The sequence below is a fragment of the Alphaproteobacteria bacterium genome, from assembly GCA_016870095.1.
In the GTDB taxonomy this organism is placed as follows: domain Bacteria; phylum Pseudomonadota; class Alphaproteobacteria; order Paracaedibacterales; family VGCI01; genus VGCI01.
Genome location: VGCI01000004.1, coordinates 106,010 through 131,679 on the forward strand (window position 1 = coordinate 106,010; position 25,670 = coordinate 131,679).

A 25,670-nucleotide genomic window follows, 5' to 3' on the forward strand; every position below is an offset into this window, starting at 1 on the left:
GGTGAGCTTGTGGATAAATACAACTCTTTTATCAGGCATTTTTATGTCTGATATTTTTCTGAACATCGGCGAATATTTTCAAGAAAAAAGCTCTTGCCACGGGAATATAGCAGTCTTTGTGCAAAAAAGGTAGTATAAGTTGGATGGGGGGATAATGTACAGTTGACAAAGTATTTAGCAAAATCGAATTCTGTCGCAAAACCTCTTGTAATCGTGTAAGAAAGTGCTGAACATTTTTGGAAAAGTTGAAAAATATCTGAGGCGTTATGGTGAAAAAACAACAAACAAACCTGTCATCGATATTTATTCTAACCCGTTCTTTAAACGTTGGAGGTGCTGAACGGCAAGTCAGTGTTTTGGCTAAAGCGCTTCATAAAAAAGGCTATAAGGTTACTATTTGTGTGTTTTATTCTGGAGGCGCTCTGGAAGAAGGCCTGCTGCAATCCGGTGTTTCAATTTATTCCCTTCATAAAAAAGGTCGATGGGATCTTTTGGGATGGTTTAGTCGCTACTTGAAGGCGATTCGAGTTGTAAATCCTGATGTTGTTTATAGTTTTCTGACCACGTCAAATATTGTCGCAATATTGGGGAGAGTTTTTGTTTCTAAACCCGTCGTTTGGGGAATTCGGGCTTCAAATATGAAATTTAGTAGCTATGATTGGCTTGCGGGCCTTTCAGCCTGGTTTGAACGAAAGCTTTCGCGTTATGTGCAGACCATCATTTTTAATTCATGGTTTAGCAGAAATTATCATGAATCCTTAGGCTATTTTTTAAATCATGCAGTTGTCATACCCAATGGGATTGATACAGAAACATTTAAAGTTGATTTGAATTCAAGAAAAGCCATCCGTTATCAATTAGGCATACCCGAAGATGCTATGGTGGTTGGCATGCTGGCGCGTGTTGATCCCATGAAAGATTATGAGACATATGTGATGGCTTTCAGAGCTTTATGTTCTGAATATAAAAATCTCTATTTTATAGCTGCAGGTGCGGGGACAGATACAGCACTTTGGTCTTCTGTCTCTCCCCAATTTCTGAGATTAGGCATCTGGAAAGATGTTTGTGGATTACTTAATGCCCTAGATATTATGGTGTTATGTTCGGCTTTTGGAGAAGGATTTTCAAACAGTCTAGGTGAAGCTATGGCTTGTGGAATTCCAACTGTTGCTACAGATGTTGGGGATGCGGCTTTTATTGTTGGTGATCAAGGAGTGATCATTCCCCCCCAAAATCCGCAGGCACTTATTGAAGCGATAAAATTTCAAATGAAACAACTTCCCTCAAAAGATGAAATTCGCAATCGTATCCTTGAAAAATTTAGTGTGTCGCAAATGGTAGATCAAACTCTAAAAACTTTAACAGATGCGACGGTATCCTCATGAAAATTGCTCATTTGATTACAGGATTAGGTTTGGGGGGCGCAGAGCAGCAATTAAAAGCCCTGGTGACTGATCCTGAAAAATCTTCTTTAGAGCACGTTGTTATTTCTTTAAAAGATGAAGGAATTATTGGGAAACAAATTGTTGGTCAGCCGGGCGTCTATCTTTATTGTTTGAATCTCCATAAATCGATAACCGGTTTTTGGCAGCTTTATAGGATTTTGCGTCGGGAAAAACCAGATGTATTACAAACTTGGCTTTATCATGCAGATTTTTTAGGTCTTTTAATTGGTAGGCTTGCGAGAGTTCCTCGAATTATTTGGAATATTCGCTGCTCAAATATGGACCTATCTCAATATTCAAAGCAAACAGGACTTATTGTAATGATATTGAAATTTCTTTCTCGGTATCCAGATGCTATTGTAACAAATTCTCAAGCAGGAAAGAAATTCCATAAAATTATGGGATATCGTCCAAGACGTTGGGCTCATATTCCCAATGGTATTGATACAGATATTTATTATCCCAATCGATCTGGCAGTCAAAAATTTCGTCAATCTCTTAACATTCCTGAAAACGCCCTTGTGATTGGTATGCTTAGTCGTGTTGATCCAATGAAAGATCACTCTACTTTTTTGAAGGCTATGAAAATACTTTCTCAAAAACATGAAAATCTTTACTGTATTTTGGCTGGTAAAGGAACAAAAACGGCAACTTGGCCTGTTCTTCCTCCCCGATTGTTAAGATTAGGAATATGGAAAAATGTGCCAGAATTCTTAAATTCCTTGGATATTTTGGTATTATCTTCCGCTTTTGGTGAAGGGTTCCCGAACGTTGTTGGTGAAGGTATGGCGTGTGAAGTTCCCGTCATCGCAACAAATGTGGGAGATACAGCGATGCTGGTGAATGCCCCGGCACAAATTATTCCGCCTCGAAATGTTAATAAACTTATTCTTGCCTTGGAGAGATTGCTGACATTATCTCCCCAAGAAAGAAAGGCAATAGGGCAAGAGAGTCGGGAGCAGATTTTGAATTTTTATAGCCTTTCGGCGATGCGGAAAAGGTATGTTTCATTTTATAAGAGCTTGCATTAATTAAGGAAATTCTATGTGTGGTATAACGGGATTTTGGTCTTTTTCAGATCATCTATCGGATTTTTCTCTGGATCGCATCGTTCTAGAAATGGCAAATCAGTTAATAAGTCGGGGTCCTGACTCTCAAGGCGTGTGGATTGATAAAAATGCACAGCTTGCCCTCGGACACCGTCGGCTTTCAATAGTTGATTTATCTGAAGCCGGACATCAACCGATGATTTCAGCTTCGGGGCGCTTTATCATAACATATAATGGTGAAGTTTATAATGCATCTGATTTGCGAGAAAATCTTTTAGCAAAAGGATATTTTTTTCGAGGAACTTCAGATACAGAAGTTATTTTAGCAGCTTGTGAAGCTTACGGAATTGAAAAAGCTACGCAGCAATTAATAGGGATGTTCGCCTTTGCTATATGGGATGCAAAATATCATAAACTACACTTAATTCGGGATCGTTTGGGAGTTAAACCCTTATACTGGGGATTCAATCAAGAGACATTATTCTTTGGGTCACAAATCAAGAGTTTCTCTCCTCATCCCCTATGGCGCCCTGAAATTAATCGGGATACCCTAGCTAATTATTTTAGATTTTCTTATATTCCTGGTCCTTCATCAATATACAAAGGCATTCAAAAATTATCTCCCGGGTGTATCGTAACCATTGAAGGAAAGAATAAGGTAACGGTCACATCTTACTGGAATATGAGCGAGGTCATTCAACAGGCAAAAGAACAAAAATACAACCGAACTCCTTTAGAGTGGATCGATGAGCTTGATCATCTTTTGAAAGATGCGGTGAAGCGATGTATGGTTTCGGATGTGCCGATTGGGGCTTTTCTTTCCGGAGGAATTGACAGCTCAACCGTAGTGGCCTTGATGCAATATCAAAACCCTCAACCGGTTCAAACCTTTAGTATTGGATTTGACGAAGTCGGCTATAACGAGGCACCTCATGCGGCGGCTATAGCGCGCCATTTAGGAACTCAGCACCATGAACTGTATTTGAAATCTTCAGAAGCTTTAGACATTATTCCCACCATTCCGGAGTGGTGTGATGAACCTTTTGCTGATTCTTCGCAAATTCCCACATATCTTGTTTCCCGTTTGGCCCAACGTCATTTAAAAGTTTGTTTATCTGGCGATGGGGGAGATGAATTCTTTGGAGGATATGGCAGGTATTTTCAAACAAATCGTCTCTGGAATCGGCTTTCTCCAATTCCTTTTAATATACGGAAAATGATAGCCGGGGGAATTCAGGGTTTGTCGCCTGATACATGGAATTTTTTAGGAAATATAATCCCGGGAAAAAGACCTCTTGTGGGGGATAAGGCTCATAAACTTGCGCGCCTTCTTTCTTGTCCAGACCGGAGGGCTTTCTATCTCAATCTTATGAGTCTGTGGGATGATCCTGAATCTCTGCTGATAGATAAAAATATCCATTCTCAAGAGGGTCTGCCTCTTCCTTGGCTAACAAATCAAACATATTCCTTAAAAAGTTTTTTTGAAGAAATGCAGTACATCGATAGTCTTACCTATTTACCTGACGATATTTTGTCGAAAGTTGATTATGCAAGTATGGCGGTAAGTTTAGAAAGTCGTGTTCCGCTTTTAGATCATCGTGTTGTAGAATTTTCTTGGAGAATTCCTCAAGAACTTAAATTTAAACACCCTGAAGGAAAATGGATTTTACGGCAAGTCTTGAAAAAATATGTTCCAGAATGGCTAACGGAACGTCCTAAAATGGGTTTTGGGATCCCTATTGATCAATGGTTGAGAGAGGCTTTACGGCCATGGGCGGAGGCGCTTCTTTGTGAATCTTCACTCAAAGACTCAGGTTTAAATCCTGAACCCATTCGTCAACGTTGGGAAGAGCATTTATCTGGAAATCGGAATTGGCACTATTCCTTGTGGCCAGTGCTAATGTATCAAGCTTGGCGTGAGAATTACATATAAAAATATAATAGCTTTCATGGTCTCTGGGAGAAGAGACCATGAAAAAGAACCTTTTTAAATATAAGAACTAATTTAGATATCAGTTAATTGTTATTTGGCAGTTTTTTCTGTGGTAGATATCTACCAAATGACTTTTACGATGATCAAGAGCACGCACTGCGTAATTTACATTGCTATGAGTCTCTATCAGTGCGGGCCAGAAGAAAACAGCAGCAGCAACGTTTGTACCCGTAACATCTTTTTCAGCTGACAAATCTTTACGTGCCTTTTCCATTTCTTTAATCTCTGCACCAAGAGCTTGACAAGACATACTCTCATCTCCGATTTATTTTGTTTCCACAACGTCGAGACAAGAACATGCAGATAATAAAGCTATAAAAGGAAGTAACAATAATTTTTTCATAAATTTCGAGGCTCCAAATAAGTTAAAGTGCCTCAAGCTATAGAGTAAAATAGATATGTTCTACAGGATATTTATTACTAAACTACTTTCGTCAGACTCCTCAAAACAAACGGTAAAATACCACCATTTTGGAAATAGTTTACCTCATCTTGTGTGTCAATACGACATAGCAAAGTATGGGTTGAAGATTGTCCGGACGGTCGTGTAATGGTACAAGTCACGGTCATTCCAGGTTTTATGTCTGTACTTATATCTGTAATGTCGATGATTTCTTCACCCGTAAGAGCAAGCGACTTTCGGCTTTCGCCATTCAGAAAGGTTAAGGGGAGGACACCCATTCCTACTAAATTGGAACGATGGATACGTTCGAAACTTTCTGCAATAACAGCTTTAACGCCGAGCAATAATGGGCCCTTAGCTGCCCAGTCGCGGGACGAACCAGAACCATATTCTTTTCCAGCAATCACAACCAAAGGCGTGCCATCCTTTTGATATTTCATAGCTGCACTATAAATGGGGAGAATTTCTGGCTCAATTCCCTTTTCTGTTGAAAAATATTTTGTAATTCCCCCCGTTGTGCCGGGAAGCATTTCGTTTAATAAACGAATATTGGCAAATGTTCCCCGCATCATGACTTCGTGATTTCCGCGGCGAGCACCATAACTATTAAAGTCATTTACAGTTACGCCAAACTGATGAAGGTAATGTCCAGCGGGACCATCTGTTTTTATATTACCGGCTGGAGAAATGTGATCCGTGGTAATGCTGTCACCTAAAACAGCTAAAATACGAGCACCCTTTACATTAGCAGGCTTGGTCATTTGGGACCCAACATCTTCAAAATAGGGTGGATTTTTAACATAAGTGCTTTTTTCTTGCCAATCATAAGTTAAGCTGGCTTTTCCTTGAATTTTTTGCCAGGCAGCATCGCCTTTAAATACATTAGCATAGCGTTTTCTGAACATCTCTGGAGTTAAAGAGTGTTGAATGATTTCTTGGATTTCTGCTTCTGTTGGCCAAATATCTTTTAAATAAACAGGTTTACCTTCAGACCCTATTCCTAAAGGTTCTGTCGTTAAATCTGTTAACAGGGATCCGGCTAACGCATAAGCAACAACCAAGGGGGGTGAGGCTAAATAATTTGCTTTAACATGAGAATTGATCCGTCCTTCGAAATTTCGATTTCCTGAAAGAATAGAACAGACGGTTAAGTCATGAGTTTCGATGACCCTAGCAATTTCGGGATGTAAAGGGCCAGAATTTCCAATACAGGTTGTACATCCATACCCAACCAAATTAAAACCTAAGGCATCAAAATCTTCAGTGAGCCTTGCATTTTCTAAGTAATCTGAAACAACTTGAGATCCAGGAGCCAAAGATGTTTTGACCCAGGGTTTGGGTTTTAATCCTTTAGATCTCGCTTTTCGAGCTAGCAATCCCGCACCAATCATTACAAAGGGGTTGGATGTATTGGTACAACTGGTAATGGCTGCAATAACGATGTCACCATGATTTAAAGAATAGTCCTGACCAGAAATGGGGAAAGATTCATCACTATTTTTATGTTCTTCTTTTAAAGAGCTCATACATGTGGATTTTGCTTCGGATAACAGGACCTTATCTTGGGGGCGCTTTGGTCCAGCTATAGTGGGGCAAACCGTGTTTAGGTCTAAAAGAAGAGATTCAGAAAATTGGGGGTCAGGAGTTTTGTCATCACGCCAAAGACCTTGGGCTTTCGCATAAGCTTTAACAAGAGCAATACGATGGGGATCGCGACCCGTGAATTCCAAGTAATCAATGGTTTTTTGATCGAAGGGGAAAAAACCACAAGTGGCACCATATTCAGGCGCCATATTGGCTACAGTTGCGCGATCGGCGAGACTAAGAGCATCCAACCCTTCCCCATAAAACTCAACAAATTTGCCCACGACACCTTTGGTACGTAAAATGTTTGTTACGGTAAGAACGAGGTCCGTAGCAGTGGTTCCCTCAGGTAACCTGCCCATTAATTTAAACCCAACCACTTTGGGGATGAGCATCGAAACGGCTTGGCCCAACATGGCAGCTTCAGCTTCAATTCCACCGACACCCCAGCCCAGAACGGCAAGACTATTGATCATAGTTGTGTGACTATCTGTCCCCACAAGTGTGTCCGGATAAGCAACCTCTCGGCCGGAAGAATCTGGTGATACCCAAACAACTTGCGCGAGATATTCTAAATTAACCTGATGACAAATTCCCGTTCCCGGTGGTACAACACGAAAATTCTTAAAGGCTTCTTGTCCCCAGCGTAAAAAGGCATAACGCTCATGATTTCTTTGATACTCAAGGGTTACATTTTTCGAAAATGAATCAGCAGATCCAGAAGAATCTGCCATAACGGAATGATCAATAATCAAATCAACAGGGATAAGAGGATTTATTAATGTTGGATCCCCTTTTAAGGCGGTCATAGCATCACGCATGGCCGCTAAATCAACGATAGCAGGAACACCTGTAAAATCTTGCATGAGAACACGCGCCGGAATAAAAGCAATTTCCGTAGAATTATGCCCATTATTAATACTTTGGACAGCTGCATGAATATCTTCTACTTTCACACGCTTTCCATCCTCATGGCGCAATAAATTTTCAATCAAAATTTTCATTGAAAAGGGAAGATTTTGTAAACCGTTTAATCCCGCATCTTGAGCAGCAGGTAAACTATAATAGTCATAGGATTTTCCTGAAACTGTGAGGGTTTTTCGTACGTTTAAAGAATCGTGTCCGTTTGTTGTCATAAATTCTACTCTTTATATAAATGACTTTCCTTAACGGTATCGTGATTTGTGGTGAGGTGACAAGATCCGATTGCTCTTGAAATTTGAGATCTTAAAGGCGTAGGATAAAGGCCGAAATGGAGTTATTTTTTATGTCCTGTCCTCTTTGTAAAAACCCCAGTAACTCATCTTTTGATCCCTTTTGCTCAAAATCCTGTAAGAATACAGACCTTCTTCGGTGGTTCAACGAAGATTATAGAATTCCAACAGAAGAAATTCTGGATAACGAAGAAGTTGATGAGGAAAATGAATCGTAACAACATCTTTCTAGCTTTTTGATCTAGAATCTCTTAAGTTTTAAAGGCAAGTCGAATCCCTTGATACAAAACATGATATGGTTAATTTATGAATACGAAAATGAATAATCTCTCTTTGCATCGGTTAACGCCGGTATTGCTCATGTTTGCTGTATTGGCTTTTGAGATGTCTACAGATTTATATCTTCCCAGTTTACCGGAAATGGGGAAATTTTTTAAGGTTCCCGATGCGGCAGTCCAAAATACGTTAAGTGGCTATTTATTGGGTTTTGCTTTGTTGGGATTGATTGCTGGTCCCTTGTCAGACAGCATTGGTCGACGCCCTGTTATTTTGGCAAGCATGAGTATATTTGCAGTGGGCAGTATTAGTTGTTGGTTTGCGCCGACAATGACAAGTTTAATTGTAGCGCGTTTTGCTCAAGGAATTGGGGCTGGAATGACGATGGTTGTTTCAACTGCCATTCTCAAAGATATTTACGATGAGAAAAACTTTTCTCGTATTTTATCAACCATGGGTATGGTTATTACTTTATCTCCGATGGTTGCTCCTATTTTCGGCGGGAAAATTGCTGATGTTTGGGGATGGAAAAGTTGTTTCTTCATCATTGCCGTCGTTGCAACCACCATTTGGATTGCCATTATTGTTTGCCTCAGAGAAAGTTTAAACCCTGAGCATAGAGCTTCTCAAAAAGCTCGATTTTCCGGGTGGGTTCTTTTTGAAACTTACGGCCAACTTCTTAAGCGTAAAGAGATTGTTACTTTTGCATTGATTTCAGCTATTACCTACGGCGGCTTATGGGCATGGATTGTGGAAGCGCCTTTTTATCTGATTAATGAATTGGAGATCAAGAGTGTGGATTATGGATATTACTCGGCTATTGGTCCGGGGGCTTATATTTTAGGGACATTTCTCAACCGGCGTTGTGTTATTTTTTATGGCATCGAGCGCATGCTTGCTTGGGGATTGTGGTTGATGATTTTAGGAGCCGGTCTAACTCTTACGGCAACGATTTGTTACCCATCCTCTTTAATTGCCCTCTATATTCCTTTTTCAATTTATGCTGTAGGATTGGCCCCGGTATTTGCGAATGCAGTTACAAAAGCTGTTGCTGTCATCCCATCTCAGCGAGGTGGGGCCTCGGCTTTATTAAATTCTCTTGAAATGGGCATTTCTGCACTCTGTGCTTTTGCGGTTAGTTTTTTAAGTAATGGGACTCTTGTCCCTTGTACCCTTATGATGCTTGCCAGTGGAATTATATGTGCATTTATGTTTTTAAGCACGTCTAAGATTCAAGAAAAGTCAGATACCCTTATTACCCCGTATAGGGGATAACTTTATGGCACAACCCCCTCTTATTTCTTTGCGGGATATTTCTCTGTCTTTTGGTGGTAAGCCATTATTTGAAGGGTTATTCAATAATATTACCAAAGGGGATAAAACATGCCTCGTTGGGCGCAACGGGTGTGGAAAATCCACCTTTTTAAAAGTCGTTTGTGGTCAAATGGATTTAGATCAAGGTGAACGATTCGTTCAACCGGGAACAAGATTTTCTTACCTTCCTCAAGATGTTTGGCTTGAGCCCAATCAAACACCTAAAGAATTTGTGATGCAATCGGGTTGCGAGCCTTTTGAAGCCGATGAGATTCTTGATCTTTTAAAAATGGATAAAGATCGCTTTATGGAAGGATTTTCCGGAGGGGAGCGTCGGCGCGTTTCTTTGGCACGAGCTCTTGTTGGAAACCCGGATGTTCTGTTATTAGATGAGCCGACAAACCATCTGGATCTGCCGACTATTGAATGGTTAGAAGATTTCTTAAATTCATATACAGGTGCCCTCCTCACGATTAGTCATGATCGAACTTTTCTTGAACGAGTATCGAATTCTTGTCTTTGGTTGGATCGGGGAGTTTTGCATCGTCATAACAAAGGATTCAAAGATTTTGAGCCGTGGTCAGATTATCTTATAGCGGAAGAAGAAAAGCACATAAGTAAGATGAATACAAAGTTGAAAGAAGAACTTCATTGGCTACATCGTGGTGTTACGGCACGTCGGAAACGTAACCAAGGACGACTTCGAGAGCTCAATAAGTTGAGAGAGCAAAAACGTGCTATTTTAGCAGGACAAACTGGTAAGCTCAAAATGAGTGGAGCCAATGCTGAAAGTGGAAGTAAATTAGTGATTGAAGCTCAATCTCTTTTTAAGACTTTAGGAGATAAACCCCTTATTCAAAATTTTTCTACACGGATATTACGGGGTGATAGAATTGGGATTATAGGGCCTAATGGTGCGGGTAAAACCACATTGATTCGCATGTTGGCGGGAGTGCTACCCCCAGATTCTGGAAATGTCCGATTGGGAAAAACCATTGATCTGATCTATTTTGATCAATTACGTGATGGCTTGAAACCTAACGAAACGCTCTGGCAAAATTTATGTGAGACGGGTGGTGACCATGTTATGGTTCAAGGTCAACCGCGTCATGTCATGGCTTATCTGAAAGATTTCTTATTTGAAGAAAAACAAGTGCGTTCACCCGTTTCTATTTTGTCTGGGGGTGAAAAAAATCGCCTTGCTCTGGCTAAAGCGTTAACCCGTCCTGGAAATTTATTGATTTTGGATGAGCCAACCAACGATCTCGATATGGACACTCTTGACCTGTTGATTGAAATGGTGAGCGATTATTCGGGAACGCTTCTCATTGTTAGCCATGATCGTGACTTTTTAGATAAGTTAACGACATCTATTATTGGCCTGGAAGGAGATGGCATCATTCGTGAATGTGTCGGTGGGTATCAAGATTATGTGTGTCAATATCCTCCTCAAAAAGCACGGACTAAAGAGATAAAAGAACCCAAAGTACTAACTGAGCGCTCAAAATCCACCCGACGGTTTACTTACAACGAAAAGCGAGAATATGAAAATTTACCGGCGAAAATGGATCAACTCATGCGTGACATTTCTGACGCTGAAACACGTCTTGAAGACCCAGCTTATTATAATAATCATCCTCAAGAATTCATGAAAGTTACAGAAAAATTAACGCAACAAAAAGAAGAATTGACACGTGCGGAAACTCGCTGGTTAGAGTTGGATGAGCTGATTGATCAGTGATTAATCAAACCAAAAAAGTTCACGGGTAATATCTCCCTTATCATTAATAGTAATAATTTGCCCCCCCCCTTGCCCGTTGGGAAGGTGGATATTGTGTTTGGTTTTTTACAGCAACGGGCGGAGCGATATAAAGTTTGTTTAAGATTTCCTTCTTATATTTTTGAGTTTTTAACCAAAGAGTTGACAAATACGTTTCTTTCTTATGATCATGAAAATGACCGGCAAAAAGTCCTTTCACGACAGGGCCTTTCCCCAATGGTTTTGTAACGGTATTTTCCCAAGCTTTTCGTACACTTAAAGGAATAGTCCAAGCCGAATAGGGGTAGAGTCCTTTGGCTAACCGAGGAGATAGCTCCCGAGCATCTCTTAATCGTTGTGAGACAACATTATCGTTTGCAAATTCATCAAAACGAATAAGATACGGATCGTCTATGTCGGGAATATGATAAAATAGGTAAGCATATTTTGCTTTAGATTCTTTTAATCTATCTGATAATTTTTGCACACTTTTGTATTCGAGTGTCTTGGAAATTGGAATTATTCCTTCGTCACAACCACGATAATGATTGACTGAATTATTATTTTTGAAATAGGAATTATCCCATCCCATAAATACAAAATTTCCTATGACATAAGTACCCGGGGGTGAGGAAGGTTGAACTTGTTGAGAGCCTTCAAGTCGAAAATCTATAATGGAAATACCTGCAGTTCTCATCTCTGGTTTGTGGTGGAGTTCTTCAATGAACTCACGAAGAAAATTGATGGATGCAGGGTCTTCATTATAAAGATCATTATTCCCAGGAACGACAAGCCATATTTTAACTTGGGAATTTTTTATTATTTGTGCAATAGAGTCTACGGCTCGACTCCATTTTTGCGAATCTTTAATAAGTTTTCCTGTTTTAGGGTCAGTTTTTATCAGCTTTCCCACGCCGATATCCCCACTTAAAAGGATGAAGGCTAAAGCGTTTTTTGACGTGTCTGTAAGCTTATTTGAAATCTCATTGATTTTTTTGATAGATTTAGAAAAATCGATAGTTGAAATTTTAGCTTCACATTCCCACTTTGTCTCTTCAAAAATATGAAGATCAGTTATGTGTGCAAAACTTACCTCTCCCCAGCCATTTGTGCTTAAGGGCAATTGTAGCAAACAAACTATAAGTATCTGCCGAATTCTCATAATCATTCCGAATTAATTTTTTTCCTATCCTTTAATAAAAATGACATGACAGTTATTAACATGGAGTTAGGGATGCGAAGAAAAAAGCACTTTGATTGCGGCCGCGACAATCTGGCCACTATAGGGAAATGCTGGTGTCTTGTACAATTTTTATGAAATCTCGGAATTAAGGCGGTTGCAGAAGTGCTTATAGACAAGAAAAATTTATAAAGAGCTTACAAATGGGGCATATTTTACGCAAACAAAAAGAAAAGAATATCAAATTTTTCCAAGATTATCCTCAATCATTGTGCTCCCCCTTTGAAATCCCACATTCCTTGCCAATTCCTCAAAATCAAGCACCCCAGTCTCTTAAGATAGGTGAGTGGTGGTTGCGCAGAAATGGATTACGCAAGATCAGTTGACCGTTGCTTTAAAAGAGCAAGTGCGTCGCTCGAAACGGTTGGGAGAGCTGATGGTTGATTTGGGTTTTTTATCAGATAGTCAACTTTTAACAGCTCTATCGACCCTATCTGGTTTTCCATTTATTTCGCTAGAAAATCAAATTTTAGATTTAACACTGGTTCGCAAGGTTCCCCTCGAAGTGGCATTACGTTATCAGGTCTTGTTGTTTCAACAAGATGAGCAAGGGGCTCATTTGGCAATGTCAGATCCTGAAGATTTGTTAGCTCTTGACAAAGTTAGACAGATCCTTGGGAGGGATGTGCCACTCCTCCCTTATCACTCGACAACTAATAAAATTGCTCAAGCGCGAGAGATTTATTATCCGCAGCCAACTCTAGAGCCCCACGAAGGGGAAGTAGTTCAGCTGATTCATGACATGATTCTTGAAGCTGTTCGATTAAAGGCCTCAGATATTCATCTTTCTCCAACAGCTCATCAAATAGATGTCCATTATCGACAAGATGGAATTCTATATGTGGCACACACACTTCATAAAGAAAGATGGTCTGCTATTTCTGTTCGTTTGAAAATTATGGGGGGCCTCGATATTGCAGAATCTCGTCGACCCCAAAATGGTCGATTTAGCCTAGTATTTGGGGGACGTGAAATTGATTTTCGATTATCCTGTCACCCAACAATTCATGGGGAAAATTTGGTATTACGTATTCTTGATAAAACCCAATCTCTACGAGCATTAGATGAGCTCGGATTTGAAAAAAATGACATCAAAATTTTGAAAGAGTTGGTGCAACGTCCTCAAGGTATGATTCTCTTAAGTGGGCCGACGGGATCTGGCAAAACAACTACGCTTTATGCTCTTCTCAATCATATGGATTCGTTAACAAGAAATATTATGACATTAGAAGAGCCTGTTGAGTATTATGTTCCCCATATTCGACAAACAGAAATTCGTGAAGGGGGACCTTTTCGTTTTGGAGAAGGGGTGCGCTCTCTTCTTCGACAAGATCCAGATGTGATTTTTATTTCCGAAATACGGGATGCGGAAACAGCACAAATGGCATTGCGGGCAGCGATGACTGGGCATTTGGTTTTGGGGACAATTCATGCAAAAGATTGTTATACAATACCCCAACGTCTTCTTGATCTTGGGGTCTCTTCCTCACTGTTAGAAGGAAACTTAATTGCGGGCATAGCTCAACGTCTCGTGAGGCGATTGTGTGAGAAATGCTGCTACCCCCAAATTATAACTCGAGAGGACCGTAAACGATTTTCTCTTCCCCGTTCTGTTAGCCATGTTTATCAAGCTGGAAGTTGTTCCTTCTGCTGTGAAACAGGTTATCTTGGTCGTGAAGCTGTGGTTGAATCTGTTCTTTTTAACGAAGAATTTTTCACTATTAAATCAGAAAATTCTGTCCACTGTCTTTCAGAGAAGATAAGTAAAAATCAGAAAGTGTCAACGCTCTGGGATCGCGGCATGGAAAAAGTTTTGGCTGGGAAAACAACGTTTGCAGAAATAGATCGGGTGATAGGAGTTAATATCTAATGCCTTTGTATGCCTATAAAGCCACAGCAACAAATGGAACAAAATATTCTGGCTTTCGTTTTGCGGCAACGACAAATGAAATTTATAAATCCCTAAAAGAAGAAGGACTGTTATTAACTGATTGCAAGGAAACCAAAGCAGAGCGGTTTTTGCCTCGTGTCGCGTCTCGGTATTCTACGGGGATATTTTCTAAGGTTCCAAGAATTCTCCTGATCGATTTCTGCCACCATATGGCTCAATTGGATGAAGCGGGGGTGAGAATAGATAGTGCCCTAGAAGATCTTGCTTTATCAACCCCTCATCGAGGATTTCGCTCACTCCTTCATCTAGTTCACAAGGATGTTCAAGCCGGTATTCCTTTATCTGAAGCGTTAGCAAGACATCCAAAAGTTTTTGATCGAGTCTTTCAAAAATTAATTGCAGCAGCTGAACAAGTTGGTGCGTATGCTCCTCAATTTCGTCACTTAGAAAGTCACTTACGTCGACTCGAAGCTATGAGTCATCAAATTCAAAAAGCGATTCGCTCTCCCCTTATCTTGTTTGGTTTGATGGTTATTCTTCTTTTAATAGTCATCGATTTTGTCATACCGAATATGGCCTCTCTCTTAGCATCTCTTGGATTTAAAGATCTTCCGCTTTCAACGCGTTTACTTCTTCATATCGCTCCGACTCTTGCTTATATACCGTTATTTCTAATGGCGATGTGTGGGTTGTTTGGTTTGTGTTATGCGCTTCCAAAAGCTCGGTATTATTTGGGGCGTTTTGCCTTATTTTTCCCCTTATATGGGCCCTTCGCTCTCACGCATTTTTGGCATGTCTTTGGCGTTATGATAGGTGCAGGTGTTGAGTTGTTGCCTTCTTTGTCTCAAGCTGTGCAAGTCATACGCAATCCCTATTTGCGCGAGAAACTCACCTTTCTATCCGGAGAAATTATTGCAGGGGCTGGTTTGTCAGATACCTTTTCCACTCAAAAAGAATTCGTTTCTCCTTTAATGGTACGCTTATTAAAACTCAGTGAGCAAACGGGGCGCTCAAAAGAGTTAATTCCCCAAGCCGCTTCTCATCACCAAAGTCAGGCATTGCGCAAAATCGAAACGCTGGTTTCTTGGCTCGAGCCCAGCCTTGTCTTGATTATGGGGATTATGATGGTGTGGATAGTTTTGGGAATCATTGTTCCTTTTTATGGATTATTTGGAAAGTTGTCATGATTTTTCTGACTCTTGAGGAAAATCAAGTTTTAGAAAATGGTCAACCGCTTCAAGATTTTTCTGAATTTTTAAAAAGACTCTCAGCCAATAGCGAAATCACATTAATCTTAAAAACCCATGACGTAACCTATCATATTTGTTCCCTCCGCAAGACTGTACCCTTTTTAAAAGCAGCCGAATTCTCCGCAAAGCATTGGGTTGGGGAATGGATATCCTCTAAAAGTCAAACATACATTGGGGGGGTCCTTCCCACGCCCTTTATGCGTGAAATTATTCAAGAGATTTCTGCATATTCTTTTGCGCTAAAGGGAGTTTATTTATGGGCTGATTTGATCAGACAATCTTATGGCTCTCTGCCTATTGGGTGGACATTAATAGACCATGAAGGAAGCTTGTTAATTTGCCAAGATGGGGTTTTGCAATTTAGCCGTACATGTAGTTTGCCTATAGAGCAAGAATTACCTCTAATTTTGAGATATATTAAAAGATTTGGTTATGAAGTTGGTATGCCAATAACCCTCATGAGAGCTTTTGCTCGGGAAGATGATCTTCCCCTGTTTGTCCAAAAAATCATTCGGTTTCCCCGGGATATTATACCTGAAGGACTGAGTCTTCAAATTCCAGAACTAAGGGAGCAAAATCGTCTTTACGATTGGCCGCGAAAGATTCAAAAAATAGCCTATTCATTTCTCCTTCTTAATTCGATTGTTATTGCCCTTTTTTGTTTTCAAATTAAAATTCTTTATGATCAAAAAAATAGTCTCAGTCAAGAGAGGAGCCGTCTAAATGCTAGCGAACTTATAGATGAAAAAAAGTTGGAGGTATTTGCCGCATATCGTCAACTGTCAAAAGATCAGGGCAATCCTCTTTCCATCGTGCGACAACTGATACCTCTCTTAAAAGGCCAAGCTGTCGCCACCTATTTTCATTGGACTGTGGATTCCTTAACTCTTCAATTAGAATTGAATCCTGCGGTTTCTGTTGAACAGTTTTTTCTGACGCTGCGTTCTCAATTTTCGGAGTATCATGTGACATGGAAAGCGGAAGAAAATGAATCGCTCAAAGGGATTTTGATAATGGAAAAGAGGCTTTATGAGCATTAAAGAATTGAGGAACATCATATCGAGAGTTCGAGCAAAATATGCGCTGGGTGCACTCGGTATGAGCTTTGCACTGATGGGGACTCTTGCTTACTATAAGAATAATCTTTCTTGCCAAACACTACAGCTGAGCCAAGAGGTGTTAAAGAGGAAACGTCAGGTGATTCGTGAGCAAGAAACGACTGCATTGGTAAAGACCCATCAGGCAGAATTTTCAGCTTTTGAAGCTTGTAGATTTGATCAACCATTGACATCTAAAGAGCTTCGAGATTTACATCCCCACAGTTTGGAGTTTGGGTCAACCCCCCTTCTTAATCATTACTCAGCCCATTCAGAACTAACGGCTCAAGAAGTTTCTTTTTCATTGATTTGTCTGCGAGACAGAGAAATTTTTGCCCATTTGGATCAGTTGACCACCCGAGGTCCCGGACTTTTTCTCCTAAAAGATGTTGTCATAAAGCGAGCCGGTCCTGTGAATGAGGAAATGTTGGAGAAAATAGCTTCTGGAAAGTCACAAGCATTATTTGAAGGAAGGATTACAACGACATGGATTCATCGATAAGGTACTTAGTACTTTACATTGTCTGTTTTGCAACTTATGGATCAGATATATCTCTTATGCTGAGCCCAGCTGAAGAGGGAGCTCTCATTCGAGCCGAAGAGCAATCTCAAATAAAAGGAGATAATCTTGTAAAAAGTTCTGAAAAATTAAGGCTTGATGGCATTATCTATAGCCACCAAAATTCTTGGACAATATGGCTGAATGGTCGCTCTATTAAGCAGGGACAAAAGATCGACGATCTTCGTATTGTGACGGTCACACCAGATACGGTTGACTTGGTATGGTGTCCGAAATCCGGTAAGTCTCACAAAATTTCTTTAAGACCAAATGAAGTATTTCAGGTTTCATCATCCTTTTCCTCGTCATTAAAATAATGAGAAAAATAACTGTTATATAATAAAAAATTGTATCTCGAAAGAATATACGAGCTAGTAAACCTACATACTAGCAATTAAAATAATTTATAAGGTCAAATTCACTTTCCTTTTGTAAATAGTTATTAAATTTCAAGGTTTAATTTTTACAGCCAATAATTTTTCATTTTGCGCTTGAACGCGAGTAACTATTCCGTATAAAGTCTCTTAAGATTATAATAAATTTTTGGGGATTCCCTCTTTAGTGCAGTCAACTTACGGTCTTGATAAATGGGTCCTGATTATTTCCCTTCTTCTATTTCTTGCTATTATTGCAAGCGATCTATCTAAACGACTCAAAATTCCAGCCCCTCTTCTTTTTCTTGTAACAGGTATGTTAGCTGGGTCTGATGGAATTGGGGGCATTTACTTTGATAATACCCTTATGGCTCAGCATATCGGTATTATTGCTTTGTGTTTTTCTTTGTTCTCTGGCGGCCTTGATACGCAATGGCGGCTTGTAAAACCCATTTTTTGGCCAGGGTTTGCATTATCTACGTTAGGTGTTCTCGTTTCAACGGGATTGGTTGCACTTTTTGCATTCTACCTTCTTGAATTCACTGTATTGGAAGGATTTTTATTGGGTGCAATTGTCTCGGCAACGGATGCAGCTGCAATATTCTCACTTTTCCGGTCTCGACATTTTTTGGTTAAAAGAGATTTACGTATGCTGGTAGAGTTTGAGTCTGGAAGTAATGATCCGATGGCCATACTTCTTGTATTTATTATTCTTCAAATCATGCAAAATCCCAAATTTACGGTTTTCAGCTTAACTACAATGTTCATTACTGAAGTTTTAGGGGGTTTAATAGTTGGGATTTTGGTTGGAAAATGCGCCGTTTTTCTTTTCCGGCGCATGAAGCTTGAGTATCGCGAACTCTATCCTGTATTTACAATTTCCCTTGTCCTCTTCGCTTACGGTGCTGCAACCATACTGGGAGGTAGTGGATTTCTAGCCACCTATCTCTTAGGTATTGTCATCTACCAGCAAGAGTTTCATCATAAATATAACATAAAAAAATTCCATGCAGCAATAACCTGGCTTTGTGAAATTAGCATGTTTCTGGTTTTAGGTCTCTTGGTGTTCCCTACGCAGATGAATGAAATTTTTAATCTCGATTTGGCTTTACCTTTCTTCCTCATATTTTTTGCAAGACCGGCCAGTGTTTTTGTGGCTCTGGCGTTTTCCAAATATTCTGTCAAAGAAAAATTTCTTATCTCTTGGCTTGGATTACGTGGTGCTGTGCCAATTGTCCTGGCAACATTTCCAATGGTAATGGGCATCCCAAAAGCAAATACAATTTTCAATCTCGTCTTCTTTATCGTTCTGATTTCCTTCTTAATCCAAGGAGGGCTAGCTCCTAACTTTATCAAGCGTTTAAAAATTGGTAATTAGTCCGTTCTGAAGATATATACGATATCGTGATCATTTCACGAATCATTCTATTTTAATTATATAGGGCATCCACGAATTTTTTTTGGGGTAATTATGAAATTTCAAAAAATTATAGCACGATTTTTTATGATTATGGGTTTTGGTGCCTTGGCAGGGTGTGCTGTCAATGAGAATGCTCATCCCTATCATTCATCTTATTATTACGCTGATTCTCCTTATCCTTCAGCTGTATACGATCCTTCTCCTGTCTATCCCTTTTATGGCCCTCATTATTATCACCCCCATTATCACCATCCCCGCTAGAAACTCGTAATGAATCTTTGCTGAATTTACGGTTCTCTCTTTCTTTCCTATCTTAAATCGGATATGAATACCTCCATGATATCTATTCTAAAATCGCAATTACGTACAGATTTACTCCAACGACGTGATCAGTATAAAAAAACCCATGATTTAAAAGACACGGGCAAGGCGATTTTGCAAAGCCTCCTATCTGCACAGATTATGGCTTGCGATGCCATTGTTGGCGGCTATTGGCCCGTTAAGTCAGAAGTGGATGTGCGTTCTTTGCTGGCTTACTTTTATGAACAAAATCATATTTGTGCGCTTCCGGTTGTACAGGCATCTAAAATGCCCCTTCTATTTCGTCAGTGGGGACCGGGAAATTTACTTGTATCGGGCATCTATAACATCTTAACACCTGATGATGATGCTCCTCTGATAATCCCAACAGTATTGTTTGTACCTGTCGTTGGATTTGACTCTCAAGGGAATCGCCTGGGTCATGGAGAGGGATATTATGATAGAACCTTGGAAAAATTACGCGAAAATCATCCTATAATGGCTGTAGGTATGGCTTTTGATTGCCAGGAAGTTGACTCTATCCCTCGTGAACGTCATGATCAACCTTTGAATTATATTATTACACCGACGCAAGTTATTGAGATTAAAAGATGAAAATATTATTTTGTGGCGACATTGTGGGGCGCTCTGGTCGTGATATTGTCCAAGAACATATTCCCCGAATTTGTGAGGAACTCGGTATTGATTTTGTTATCGTAAATGCCGAAAACGCGGCGCATGGTTTTGGCGTTACAAAAGGAATTTGTCAAGATTTATACAAAATTGGCGTAGATGTGATCACTACGGGAAATCACATTTGGGATCAAAAAGAAATTATTAGTTATATCGACCAAGATAAGCGATTACTGCGCCCTCTTAACTTTCCAACACTAACACCGGGTCGAGGCTATACGATTGTTCCAAATAAAAAGGGAAAAGACGTTTTGGTTATGAATGCTCAAGCCCGTTTATTTATGGATACATTAGATGATCCGTTTCCTGCGGTGGAAGCTGTTCTCAAAAAATATCCTCTTGGTAGCGGATCTATTGGAGCTATCGTATTAGACTTTCACGGTGAAGCCACTTCCGAAAAAATGGCAATGGGCCACTTTTGTGATGGAAGAGTTAGTTTGGTTGTTGGGACACATACCCATATTCCGACTGCTGATGCACAAATTTTACCAGGTGGAACAGCTTATTTGACGGATGCAGGTATGTGTGGTGATTACAATTCTGTTGTTGGTATGGATAAAACTGTGCCTCTTTTAAAATTTACAAAGAAAATGCCCACGGAGAGAATGCAACCGGCGCAAGGTCCGGGAACATTATGCGGTGTTTTTGTGGAAACAGACGACGGGACAGGATTGGCAATTTCTATTTCTCCCGTTCGTGTGGGTCCCCGCCTCAGTCCTGCTTGGCCAGGGATGCAGGTATAATTCAAGTTGTGCTTAACAGCCAAAATAAATATCATGCATAAATTCTAATATCTATGACTCGTCTATAGGTTGAGACACTTCTACCGATCTGATCCAGAAAGAGACTTGATCATTCCGTGCAGGGTTTTGACTTCTTGTTCGGTTAAGTCCATACGCGTAAATATATTTTGCAGATTTTGCCACATGATGGGCTTTTTATGAGGAATACGCCAAAAATGACTCATATTCAGGGAGTTTTCTAAAGCAGATAAGAAATTTTTGAGTTGCTCATAGGACGCGGGAATAGATTCCCCTAAATGTAATTTCCCCTTAAATTCTGTCAGCGTTTGATACCATTCATAAGCAACAATTGCAACGCTCTGAGCTAAATTAAGAGAACTAAAATTTGGATCAACAGGTACGTGGATAACTGCACGAAATTTTGGTAACTCGTCGTTAGTAAGACCTGTACGCTCAGGCCCAAAAACGATACCAACTTTTTGAGAAACTGAAATTTCTGACATCATTTCCTTTGGAGAAGCGTAGCGTTTTACCATATGCCGTTGGGTTGCACAGGTGGCATAAACATAATTTAAATCCGCGATGGCATCATCGAGACATGTAAAAATTGTCGCATTTTCTAAGATATGATCTGCCCCTGCAGCCAGAGAACGTGCTTTGGGGTCCATGGGGTCAAAAAGAGGTGCTACCAATCGAAGAGAATTCAATCCAAAATTGGCCATAGCTCGAGCCGTGGATCCTGCATTTTCCGGTAGCTGAGTGCGAACAAGAATGATAGTGGGAAAAGACTTATCAATCATTGTTTATGTTCGTCGCCACGTTGTACCGGTTGGACCGTCTTCGAGGACAATTCCTTGTTCGAGCAATAGGTTGCGAATACGGTCGGATTCATCAAAGTCTTTTCGTGTTCGGGCTTCACGACGGGCTTGAATGTGCGCTTCAATTTCTTCCGATTTCAAACCAGAAGTGTCTCTTTGAAACCATTTTTCCGGGACTAGTTGAAGAATACCTATTAAGCCTGCGCTGACTTTAAGGATTCCCCCTAAGCGAGATCTTTCCCTACGATCAGATGTTTTATTGATAGAAGTTGCGAGATCATGAAATCGGGAAATGGCTAAAGGTATATTCAAGTCATCTTGTAAAGCTTCCATGACACTTGCATCGGGGGTTGCATCTTCATCAATCTCTTCACATGCGCTCAGGGCCGTATATAATCGGTCCAAACTCTGTTTGGCTTGTTCTAATCCTGTCTCTTTCCAATCCATGGGTTGGCGGTAGTGGGTAGACAACAAAGCAAAGCGAATGACTTCTCCCGGATGATGAGCTAATAAATCTCGTACCGTAAAAAAATTTCCCAGCGATTTCGACATTTTATCCCCATGAATGGTCAAATAACCATTATGCATCCAATATTGTGCAAAAACGGGGGTGTCATGGGCGCATCGGCTTTGTGCTAATTCATTTTCATGATGGGGAAAGACTAAATCTTGCCCGCCCCCATGAATATCAAAAACTTTTCCGAGGTACTTAGCACTCATGGCTGAGCATTCAATATGCCATCCGGGTCTTCCAAAACCCCAAGGACTTTCCCAGCCGGGTGTTTTTTCATCTGAAGGTTTCCACAAGACAAAATCACCAGAATCTCTTTTATAGGGAGCAACTTCGACGCGGGCTCCGGCAAGCATCTCATCCTGATTGCGGCGAGACAGTTTTCCATAATCTGGGAAGCTTGCCACACTAAAAAGAACATGCCCTTCGGCTTCATAGGCATGCCCCTTATTAACGAGTGTTCGAATAATGTCAATCATTTCTGGAATGTGATGAGTTGCCCTTGGTTCCACATCGGGAGGAAGAATATTGAGGGAGGCCATATCTTGGTGGAACGCAGCGGTAGTTCTTTGAGTAATATCTGCAATCGATTCGCCTCGTTCAATTGCGGCAGCATTAATCTTATCGTCCACATCCGTAATGTTTCGAACATAGCAAACGTTAGGATAAATTTGGCGCAAGAGGCGCGATAATACATCAAACACAACCATGGGCCGAGCATTACCAATGTGAGCAAAATCATACACCGTGGGCCCACAAACGTACATACCCACTCGATGGGGATTTAAGGGCGTGAAGACCTCCTTGGTCTTGGTGAGCGTGTTATAAAGAAGCATCGTCATTTATTCCTTGAGAGTCGGTCTTATGGGTTACCCCTATTTTCTAGGGAAAAAATTTAATCTTTAATTTCTTTCCCCCTAAAATAGAGGCTTCCTATTGTTCTAGCAACAATCGGTCATCATCCATAGCGGTGCCAAATTGTTTAAGCAAATCCGGAACAGTTAATTTTGCGCGTTCTTTTCCGCCAACATCATAAATAACTTTTCCATCATGAAGCATTACCGTTCGGGTACCGCTATGAAGGGCTTGTTGTAAACTATGGGTAACCATGAGGGCCGTTAGACCTTTTTTTGTTACAATTTCTTCTGTCAATTTCATTACAAAAGCTGCTGTCTTTGGGTCAAGGGCAGAGCTATGTTCATCGAGAAGTAATATTTTTAAGGGGCTTAATGTTGCCATCAATAAACTTACAGCTTGACGTTGCCCCCCGGAAAGAAGAGACATAAGAGTATCCAGTCGATTTTCGAGTCCGAGCTTAAGAGTTTTTAGCGTCTCGGCATAATAGTCTCGATCAGCACGTGATAATCCTTTTTGCAAACTTCGCCTTTGTCCTCGACGATGGGCCAGAGACAAATTTTCAGCGATGGTTAAATCTCCACAAGTCCCTGCCAAAGGATCTTGAAAAACACGAGCAACGAAACTTGCTCTAGCATGTGCAGGCATACGCGTGACGTCTTTTTCATCAATATGAATGGAACCCTTTGTAGAAATAACTTCACCGGCAATTGCATTGAGGAGAGTTGATTTTCCCGCCCCATTACTCCCAATAACGGTAATGAACTCACCTTCTGAAATTTTTAAATTAATCCCGCGCAATGCTTTTTTTTCCATGACAGTGCCGGGTGCGAAGACCACTTTCAGGTTTGATAAAGTAATCATGATTTGTTGTCCTTAAAAACTCTTCGTTTCAGATTCGGTAACAACATAGCCGAAGCTACCAAAATTGCTGTTACGAGATTCACATCTGATGCTTGTAAAAATCCAACATTTAAAGCCATGGCTCGAAGAAGAAAATAAAGAATTCCTCCCAGCAAGCAAGCAACAATAGCTTGAAAGATCGTACGCGTTGGGAAAAGAGCTTCTCCAATGATAACGGCCGCTAAACCGTAAATGATGGTACCCAAACCCATTGTTACGTCTGCAAATCCATTGACTTGGGCAAACAAAGCCCCTCCTAATGCAACAAGGGCATTGGATGTACTGAGACCAGCTGTAATCATTGCTCGATCATTAATTCCTTGAGCACGCCCCATTTTTGGGTTGCTTCCTGTCGCTCGAATTGCCAAACCCAGACGTGTGCTTAAAAACCAATAGATACTTGTTGCAAATAAAATTGAAATAATGCCTAAAGAAATATAATTAGGTAAAGTTCCTAGCCATCCACTTAATAACGTATTTTCACCCAATAAGGCGATATTTGGGCGTCCCATAATACGTAAATTAATAGAATATAATGCCATCATTGAGAGGATGCCAGCTAACAAATTCATCATTCGCAAATGTGTTGATAACCAAGCGGTCACAATTCCCGAGGTTGCTCCGGCAAGAACGGCAGCAAAAGTTGCTGCATAAGGATTGATCCCTGCAGTAATAAGAGTTGCTGCGACGGCGGCCCCTAAAGGGAAGCTACCATCCACAGTCATATCTGGGAATTGAAGAGTGCGAAAAGATATGTAAACTCCGATAACAACGAAGCTATAGACTAAGCCTAACTCAACCGCACCAATAAATTGTATCCAGTTTAAAGGGGCACTCATGATTTTTCTCCCACTATTTTTGCTTCTTTCTTCAATTCTTCTGGTATGGTCATTCCCATTTCCTTGGCAGAGTTTAAGTTAAGCATAAGCACAAGAGGATGATTTGTCTTGATTTTTAAGTCTCCTGCTTTTTGACCTTCTAAAATTTTAACAACCAGACGGCCGGCTTCTTTGCCAAGTGCAATCCGTTCGTATGCTTGAGAAGCTACGGCTCCGCGTTCCACTGAGCCTGAATCCCCAGCAAAAATAGGGACCTTAAATTTTTTACCCAAGGTTACAATACTTTCTATTGAAGCTACGGCCGTATTATCATTCGGAACATAAATTGACTCTACCTTTCCTATTAATTTTGTGACAGCAGGAATAACTTCACTTGACTTATCTGCTACGGCCAGTAGGAGGGTCAACCCTCTCCTCTTGGCTTCTTCCTTAAGCCCCTCGATGGTTTTTATTGAATTTATTTCCCCAGAATTATAAATGATTCCAATAGTCTTCACTTGGGGGACAAATTTTTGAATTAAATCCAATTGTGGCCCTGGCAACAAGGCATCACTTACACCTGTAACTTCTTCAAGACGTTCATCGAGTGTTGAGACCAATCTTGCTTCTTTTGGGTCTGTTACTGCTGTAAATATTAAGGGTATGTGTTGATCTTGTAAGGGTTTAATCAAGGTTTGAGCAGAAGGGGTTGAAATGGCAACGACAGCGTTAGGATTGCGACTGGCAAAATTGGTTGCAATCAAACCAGCAGTTGCAATGTTGCCTTGAGCATTTTGAGATACGAGATGAATCGTTTTTCCGTCAATATATCCAGCTTCTTCAAGCGCGGTGACGATACCCTTGAATTCATCATCCAAAGCGCCATGTTGGACAATCTGTGTAATGGCCACTAAAGGTAATATCGGTTTTTCACTGGCCTGCGTAGCATGGGAAGAGAATATGGTGGTGGTGAAGATTGTAAGAACAAGAGAAATATTTTTTTGAAGGGTTTGGATGAGGTTAAGAGCTATGTTAATTATGAGGACTTGCATTGTAGTTGTCGCTTTCTTTTTCGTAATAGATTGTATTTTTCATCACTTTTTTCATGTAAATTCCAACAATAACAACAGCTTTTAAATCGAAAATGTAACATCGTCATAA

At 40.4% G+C, this 25,670-nt stretch carries 23 protein-coding genes; 15 read left to right on the plus strand and 8 right to left on the minus strand.

Translation table 11 applies throughout. The features are described 5' to 3' along the window. The first annotated feature begins 266 nt into the window (after nt 1-266). Genes FJX03_04585 through asnB form a run of 3 tightly spaced genes read left to right on the plus strand, consistent with a single transcriptional unit; the run spans nt 267 to nt 4,427 of the window. Nucleotides 267-1,385: a glycosyltransferase gene (locus FJX03_04585; protein MBM3632967.1), complete on the plus strand. Its 1,119-nt coding sequence runs from the start codon at nt 267-269 to the stop codon at nt 1,383-1,385. Then, the gene (locus FJX03_04590; protein MBM3632968.1) at nt 1,382-2,476 is read left to right on the plus strand and encodes a glycosyltransferase; all 1,095 of its coding nucleotides are present in this window, start codon (nt 1,382-1,384) and stop codon (nt 2,474-2,476) included. Before FJX03_04585 ends, FJX03_04590 begins: the two co-directional genes overlap by 4 nt. A 13-nt stretch (nt 2,477-2,489) precedes the next feature. Then, nucleotides 2,490-4,427: an asparagine synthase (glutamine-hydrolyzing) gene (gene asnB / locus FJX03_04595; GenBank protein ID MBM3632969.1), complete on the plus strand. Its 1,938-nt coding sequence runs from the start codon at nt 2,490-2,492 to the stop codon at nt 4,425-4,427. A gap of 79 nt (nt 4,428-4,506) precedes the next feature. Here asnB and FJX03_04600 read toward each other — a convergent pair whose 3' ends face one another. Together FJX03_04600 and acnA are read right to left on the minus strand one after the other, a co-directional pair. After that, nucleotides 4,507-4,737 (minus strand): hypothetical protein, encoded by a 231-nt coding sequence (locus FJX03_04600; GenBank protein MBM3632970.1) that lies wholly within the window; start codon nt 4,735-4,737, stop codon nt 4,507-4,509. A 170-nt stretch (nt 4,738-4,907) separates the two neighbouring features. Next, nucleotides 4,908-7,610 carry an aconitate hydratase AcnA gene (gene acnA / locus FJX03_04605; protein MBM3632971.1) on the minus strand — a complete coding sequence of 901 codons (2,703 nt, stop codon included), beginning with the start codon at nt 7,608-7,610 and terminating at the stop codon, nt 4,908-4,910. Nucleotides 7,611-7,741: 131 nt separating this feature from the next. On the opposite strand from acnA, the gene yacG reads away from it, so the two are divergent. The 3 genes from yacG to FJX03_04620 all read left to right on the plus strand — a co-directional run bounded on the left by yacG (nt 7,742) and on the right by FJX03_04620 (nt 11,019). Beyond that, complete coding sequence (gene yacG / locus FJX03_04610) at nt 7,742-7,906, plus strand: DNA gyrase inhibitor YacG (GenBank protein ID MBM3632972.1); 165 nt, start codon at nt 7,742-7,744, stop codon at nt 7,904-7,906. A gap of 88 nt (nt 7,907-7,994) precedes the next feature. Next, the gene (locus tag FJX03_04615) at nt 7,995-9,239 is read left to right on the plus strand and encodes a multidrug effflux MFS transporter (protein ID MBM3632973.1); all 1,245 of its coding nucleotides are present in this window, start codon (nt 7,995-7,997) and stop codon (nt 9,237-9,239) included. Nucleotides 9,240-9,243: 4 nt separating this feature from the next. Next, a complete protein-coding gene (locus FJX03_04620; GenBank protein MBM3632974.1) occupies nt 9,244-11,019 on the plus strand; it encodes an ATP-binding cassette domain-containing protein in 1,776 nt (591 codons plus the stop codon). Nucleotides 11,020-11,062: 43 nt separating this feature from the next. On the opposite strand, the gene FJX03_04625 is transcribed toward FJX03_04620, so the two are convergent. Further along, entirely contained in the window at nt 11,063-12,205 is a 1,143-nt protein-coding gene (locus FJX03_04625; GenBank protein ID MBM3632975.1) for a metallophosphoesterase, read from the minus strand. Nucleotides 12,206-12,563: 358 nt separating this feature from the next. On the opposite strand from FJX03_04625, the gene FJX03_04630 reads away from it, so the two are divergent. The 9 genes from FJX03_04630 (at nt 12,564) to FJX03_04670 (ending at nt 20,604) form a co-directional block, all read left to right on the plus strand. Further along, nucleotides 12,564-14,147, plus strand: a complete 1,584-nt coding sequence (locus FJX03_04630; protein MBM3632976.1) for a type II/IV secretion system protein — start codon at nt 12,564-12,566, stop codon at nt 14,145-14,147. Beyond that, entirely contained in the window at nt 14,147-15,355 is a 1,209-nt protein-coding gene (locus tag FJX03_04635) for a type II secretion system F family protein (protein MBM3632977.1), read from the plus strand. Before FJX03_04630 ends, FJX03_04635 begins: the two co-directional genes overlap by 1 nt. Continuing rightward, nucleotides 15,352-16,458, plus strand: a complete 1,107-nt coding sequence (locus FJX03_04640; GenBank protein ID MBM3632978.1) for a hypothetical protein — start codon at nt 15,352-15,354, stop codon at nt 16,456-16,458. The genes FJX03_04635 and FJX03_04640 overlap by 4 nt, the downstream gene beginning before the upstream one ends. After that, nucleotides 16,448-17,017: a hypothetical protein gene (locus tag FJX03_04645; protein ID MBM3632979.1), complete on the plus strand. Its 570-nt coding sequence runs from the start codon at nt 16,448-16,450 to the stop codon at nt 17,015-17,017. The genes FJX03_04640 and FJX03_04645 overlap by 11 nt, the downstream gene beginning before the upstream one ends. After that, a complete protein-coding gene (locus tag FJX03_04650) occupies nt 17,002-17,391 on the plus strand; it encodes a hypothetical protein (protein MBM3632980.1) in 390 nt (129 codons plus the stop codon). The genes FJX03_04645 and FJX03_04650 overlap by 16 nt, the downstream gene beginning before the upstream one ends. Before the next feature lie 226 nt (nt 17,392-17,617). Then, nucleotides 17,618-18,826 carry a potassium/proton antiporter gene (locus tag FJX03_04655; GenBank protein ID MBM3632981.1) on the plus strand — a complete coding sequence of 403 codons (1,209 nt, stop codon included), beginning with the start codon at nt 17,618-17,620 and terminating at the stop codon, nt 18,824-18,826. 93 nt (nt 18,827-18,919) lie between these two features. Beyond that, nucleotides 18,920-19,129, plus strand: coding sequence for a hypothetical protein (locus FJX03_04660; protein MBM3632982.1), 210 nt, complete (start codon nt 18,920-18,922; stop codon nt 19,127-19,129). A gap of 63 nt (nt 19,130-19,192) precedes the next feature. Then, nucleotides 19,193-19,783 carry a 5-formyltetrahydrofolate cyclo-ligase gene (locus FJX03_04665; GenBank protein ID MBM3632983.1) on the plus strand — a complete coding sequence of 197 codons (591 nt, stop codon included), beginning with the start codon at nt 19,193-19,195 and terminating at the stop codon, nt 19,781-19,783. Next, nucleotides 19,780-20,604 carry a TIGR00282 family metallophosphoesterase gene (locus tag FJX03_04670; protein ID MBM3632984.1) on the plus strand — a complete coding sequence of 275 codons (825 nt, stop codon included), beginning with the start codon at nt 19,780-19,782 and terminating at the stop codon, nt 20,602-20,604. Before FJX03_04665 ends, FJX03_04670 begins: the two co-directional genes overlap by 4 nt. An 80-nt stretch (nt 20,605-20,684) precedes the next feature. Here FJX03_04670 and FJX03_04675 read toward each other — a convergent pair whose 3' ends face one another. The 5 genes from FJX03_04675 to FJX03_04695 all read right to left on the minus strand — a co-directional run bounded on the left by FJX03_04675 (nt 20,685) and on the right by FJX03_04695 (nt 25,561). Beyond that, a complete protein-coding gene (locus tag FJX03_04675) occupies nt 20,685-21,404 on the minus strand; it encodes an RNA methyltransferase (protein ID MBM3632985.1) in 720 nt (239 codons plus the stop codon). A gap of 3 nt (nt 21,405-21,407) precedes the next feature. Next, nucleotides 21,408-22,775, minus strand: coding sequence for a cysteine--tRNA ligase (locus tag FJX03_04680; GenBank protein MBM3632986.1), 1,368 nt, complete (start codon nt 22,773-22,775; stop codon nt 21,408-21,410). A 91-nt stretch (nt 22,776-22,866) separates the two neighbouring features. Next, nucleotides 22,867-23,652, minus strand: a complete 786-nt coding sequence (locus FJX03_04685) for an ABC transporter ATP-binding protein (GenBank protein MBM3632987.1) — start codon at nt 23,650-23,652, stop codon at nt 22,867-22,869. Then, the gene (locus tag FJX03_04690) at nt 23,649-24,530 is read right to left on the minus strand and encodes an ABC transporter permease (protein ID MBM3632988.1); all 882 of its coding nucleotides are present in this window, start codon (nt 24,528-24,530) and stop codon (nt 23,649-23,651) included. The genes FJX03_04685 and FJX03_04690 overlap by 4 nt, the downstream gene beginning before the upstream one ends. Further along, nucleotides 24,527-25,561 (minus strand): ABC transporter substrate-binding protein, encoded by a 1,035-nt coding sequence (locus tag FJX03_04695; GenBank protein MBM3632989.1) that lies wholly within the window; start codon nt 25,559-25,561, stop codon nt 24,527-24,529. The genes FJX03_04690 and FJX03_04695 overlap by 4 nt, the downstream gene beginning before the upstream one ends. Nucleotides 25,562-25,670 lie beyond the last annotated feature (109 nt).

Bases quoted from the DNA above. Each gene is read 5' to 3' on its own strand.
- FJX03_04635 (MBM3632977.1), top strand. From the start codon at position 14,147: ATGCCTTTGTATGCCTATAAAGCCACAGCAACAAATGGAACAAAATAT.
- FJX03_04640 (MBM3632978.1), top strand. From the start codon at position 15,352: ATGATTTTTCTGACTCTTGAGGAAAATCAAGTTTTAGAAAATGGTCAA.
- FJX03_04675 (MBM3632985.1), bottom strand. From the start codon at position 21,404: ATGATTGATAAGTCTTTTCCCACTATCATTCTTGTTCGCACTCAGCTA.
- FJX03_04615 (MBM3632973.1), top strand. From the start codon at position 7,995: ATGAATACGAAAATGAATAATCTCTCTTTGCATCGGTTAACGCCGGTA.
- FJX03_04685 (MBM3632987.1), bottom strand. From the start codon at position 23,652: ATGATTACTTTATCAAACCTGAAAGTGGTCTTCGCACCCGGCACTGTC.
- FJX03_04690 (MBM3632988.1), bottom strand. From the start codon at position 24,530: ATGAGTGCCCCTTTAAACTGGATACAATTTATTGGTGCGGTTGAGTTA.
- asnB (MBM3632969.1), top strand. From the start codon at position 2,490: ATGTGTGGTATAACGGGATTTTGGTCTTTTTCAGATCATCTATCGGAT.
- FJX03_04600 (MBM3632970.1), bottom strand. From the start codon at position 4,737: ATGTCTTGTCAAGCTCTTGGTGCAGAGATTAAAGAAATGGAAAAGGCA.
- FJX03_04645 (MBM3632979.1), top strand. From the start codon at position 16,448: ATGAGCATTAAAGAATTGAGGAACATCATATCGAGAGTTCGAGCAAAA.
- FJX03_04665 (MBM3632983.1), top strand. From the start codon at position 19,193: ATGAATACCTCCATGATATCTATTCTAAAATCGCAATTACGTACAGAT.
- FJX03_04625 (MBM3632975.1), bottom strand. From the start codon at position 12,205: ATGATTATGAGAATTCGGCAGATACTTATAGTTTGTTTGCTACAATTG.
- FJX03_04660 (MBM3632982.1), top strand. From the start codon at position 18,920: ATGAAATTTCAAAAAATTATAGCACGATTTTTTATGATTATGGGTTTT.
- FJX03_04695 (MBM3632989.1), bottom strand. From the start codon at position 25,561: ATGCAAGTCCTCATAATTAACATAGCTCTTAACCTCATCCAAACCCTT.
- FJX03_04650 (MBM3632980.1), top strand. From the start codon at position 17,002: ATGGATTCATCGATAAGGTACTTAGTACTTTACATTGTCTGTTTTGCA.
- FJX03_04620 (MBM3632974.1), top strand. From the start codon at position 9,244: ATGGCACAACCCCCTCTTATTTCTTTGCGGGATATTTCTCTGTCTTTT.
- FJX03_04670 (MBM3632984.1), top strand. From the start codon at position 19,780: ATGAAAATATTATTTTGTGGCGACATTGTGGGGCGCTCTGGTCGTGAT.
- acnA (MBM3632971.1), bottom strand. From the start codon at position 7,610: ATGACAACAAACGGACACGATTCTTTAAACGTACGAAAAACCCTCACA.
- FJX03_04680 (MBM3632986.1), bottom strand. From the start codon at position 22,775: ATGACGATGCTTCTTTATAACACGCTCACCAAGACCAAGGAGGTCTTC.
- FJX03_04590 (MBM3632968.1), top strand. From the start codon at position 1,382: ATGAAAATTGCTCATTTGATTACAGGATTAGGTTTGGGGGGCGCAGAG.
- yacG (MBM3632972.1), top strand. From the start codon at position 7,742: ATGTCCTGTCCTCTTTGTAAAAACCCCAGTAACTCATCTTTTGATCCC.
- FJX03_04585 (MBM3632967.1), top strand. From the start codon at position 267: ATGGTGAAAAAACAACAAACAAACCTGTCATCGATATTTATTCTAACC.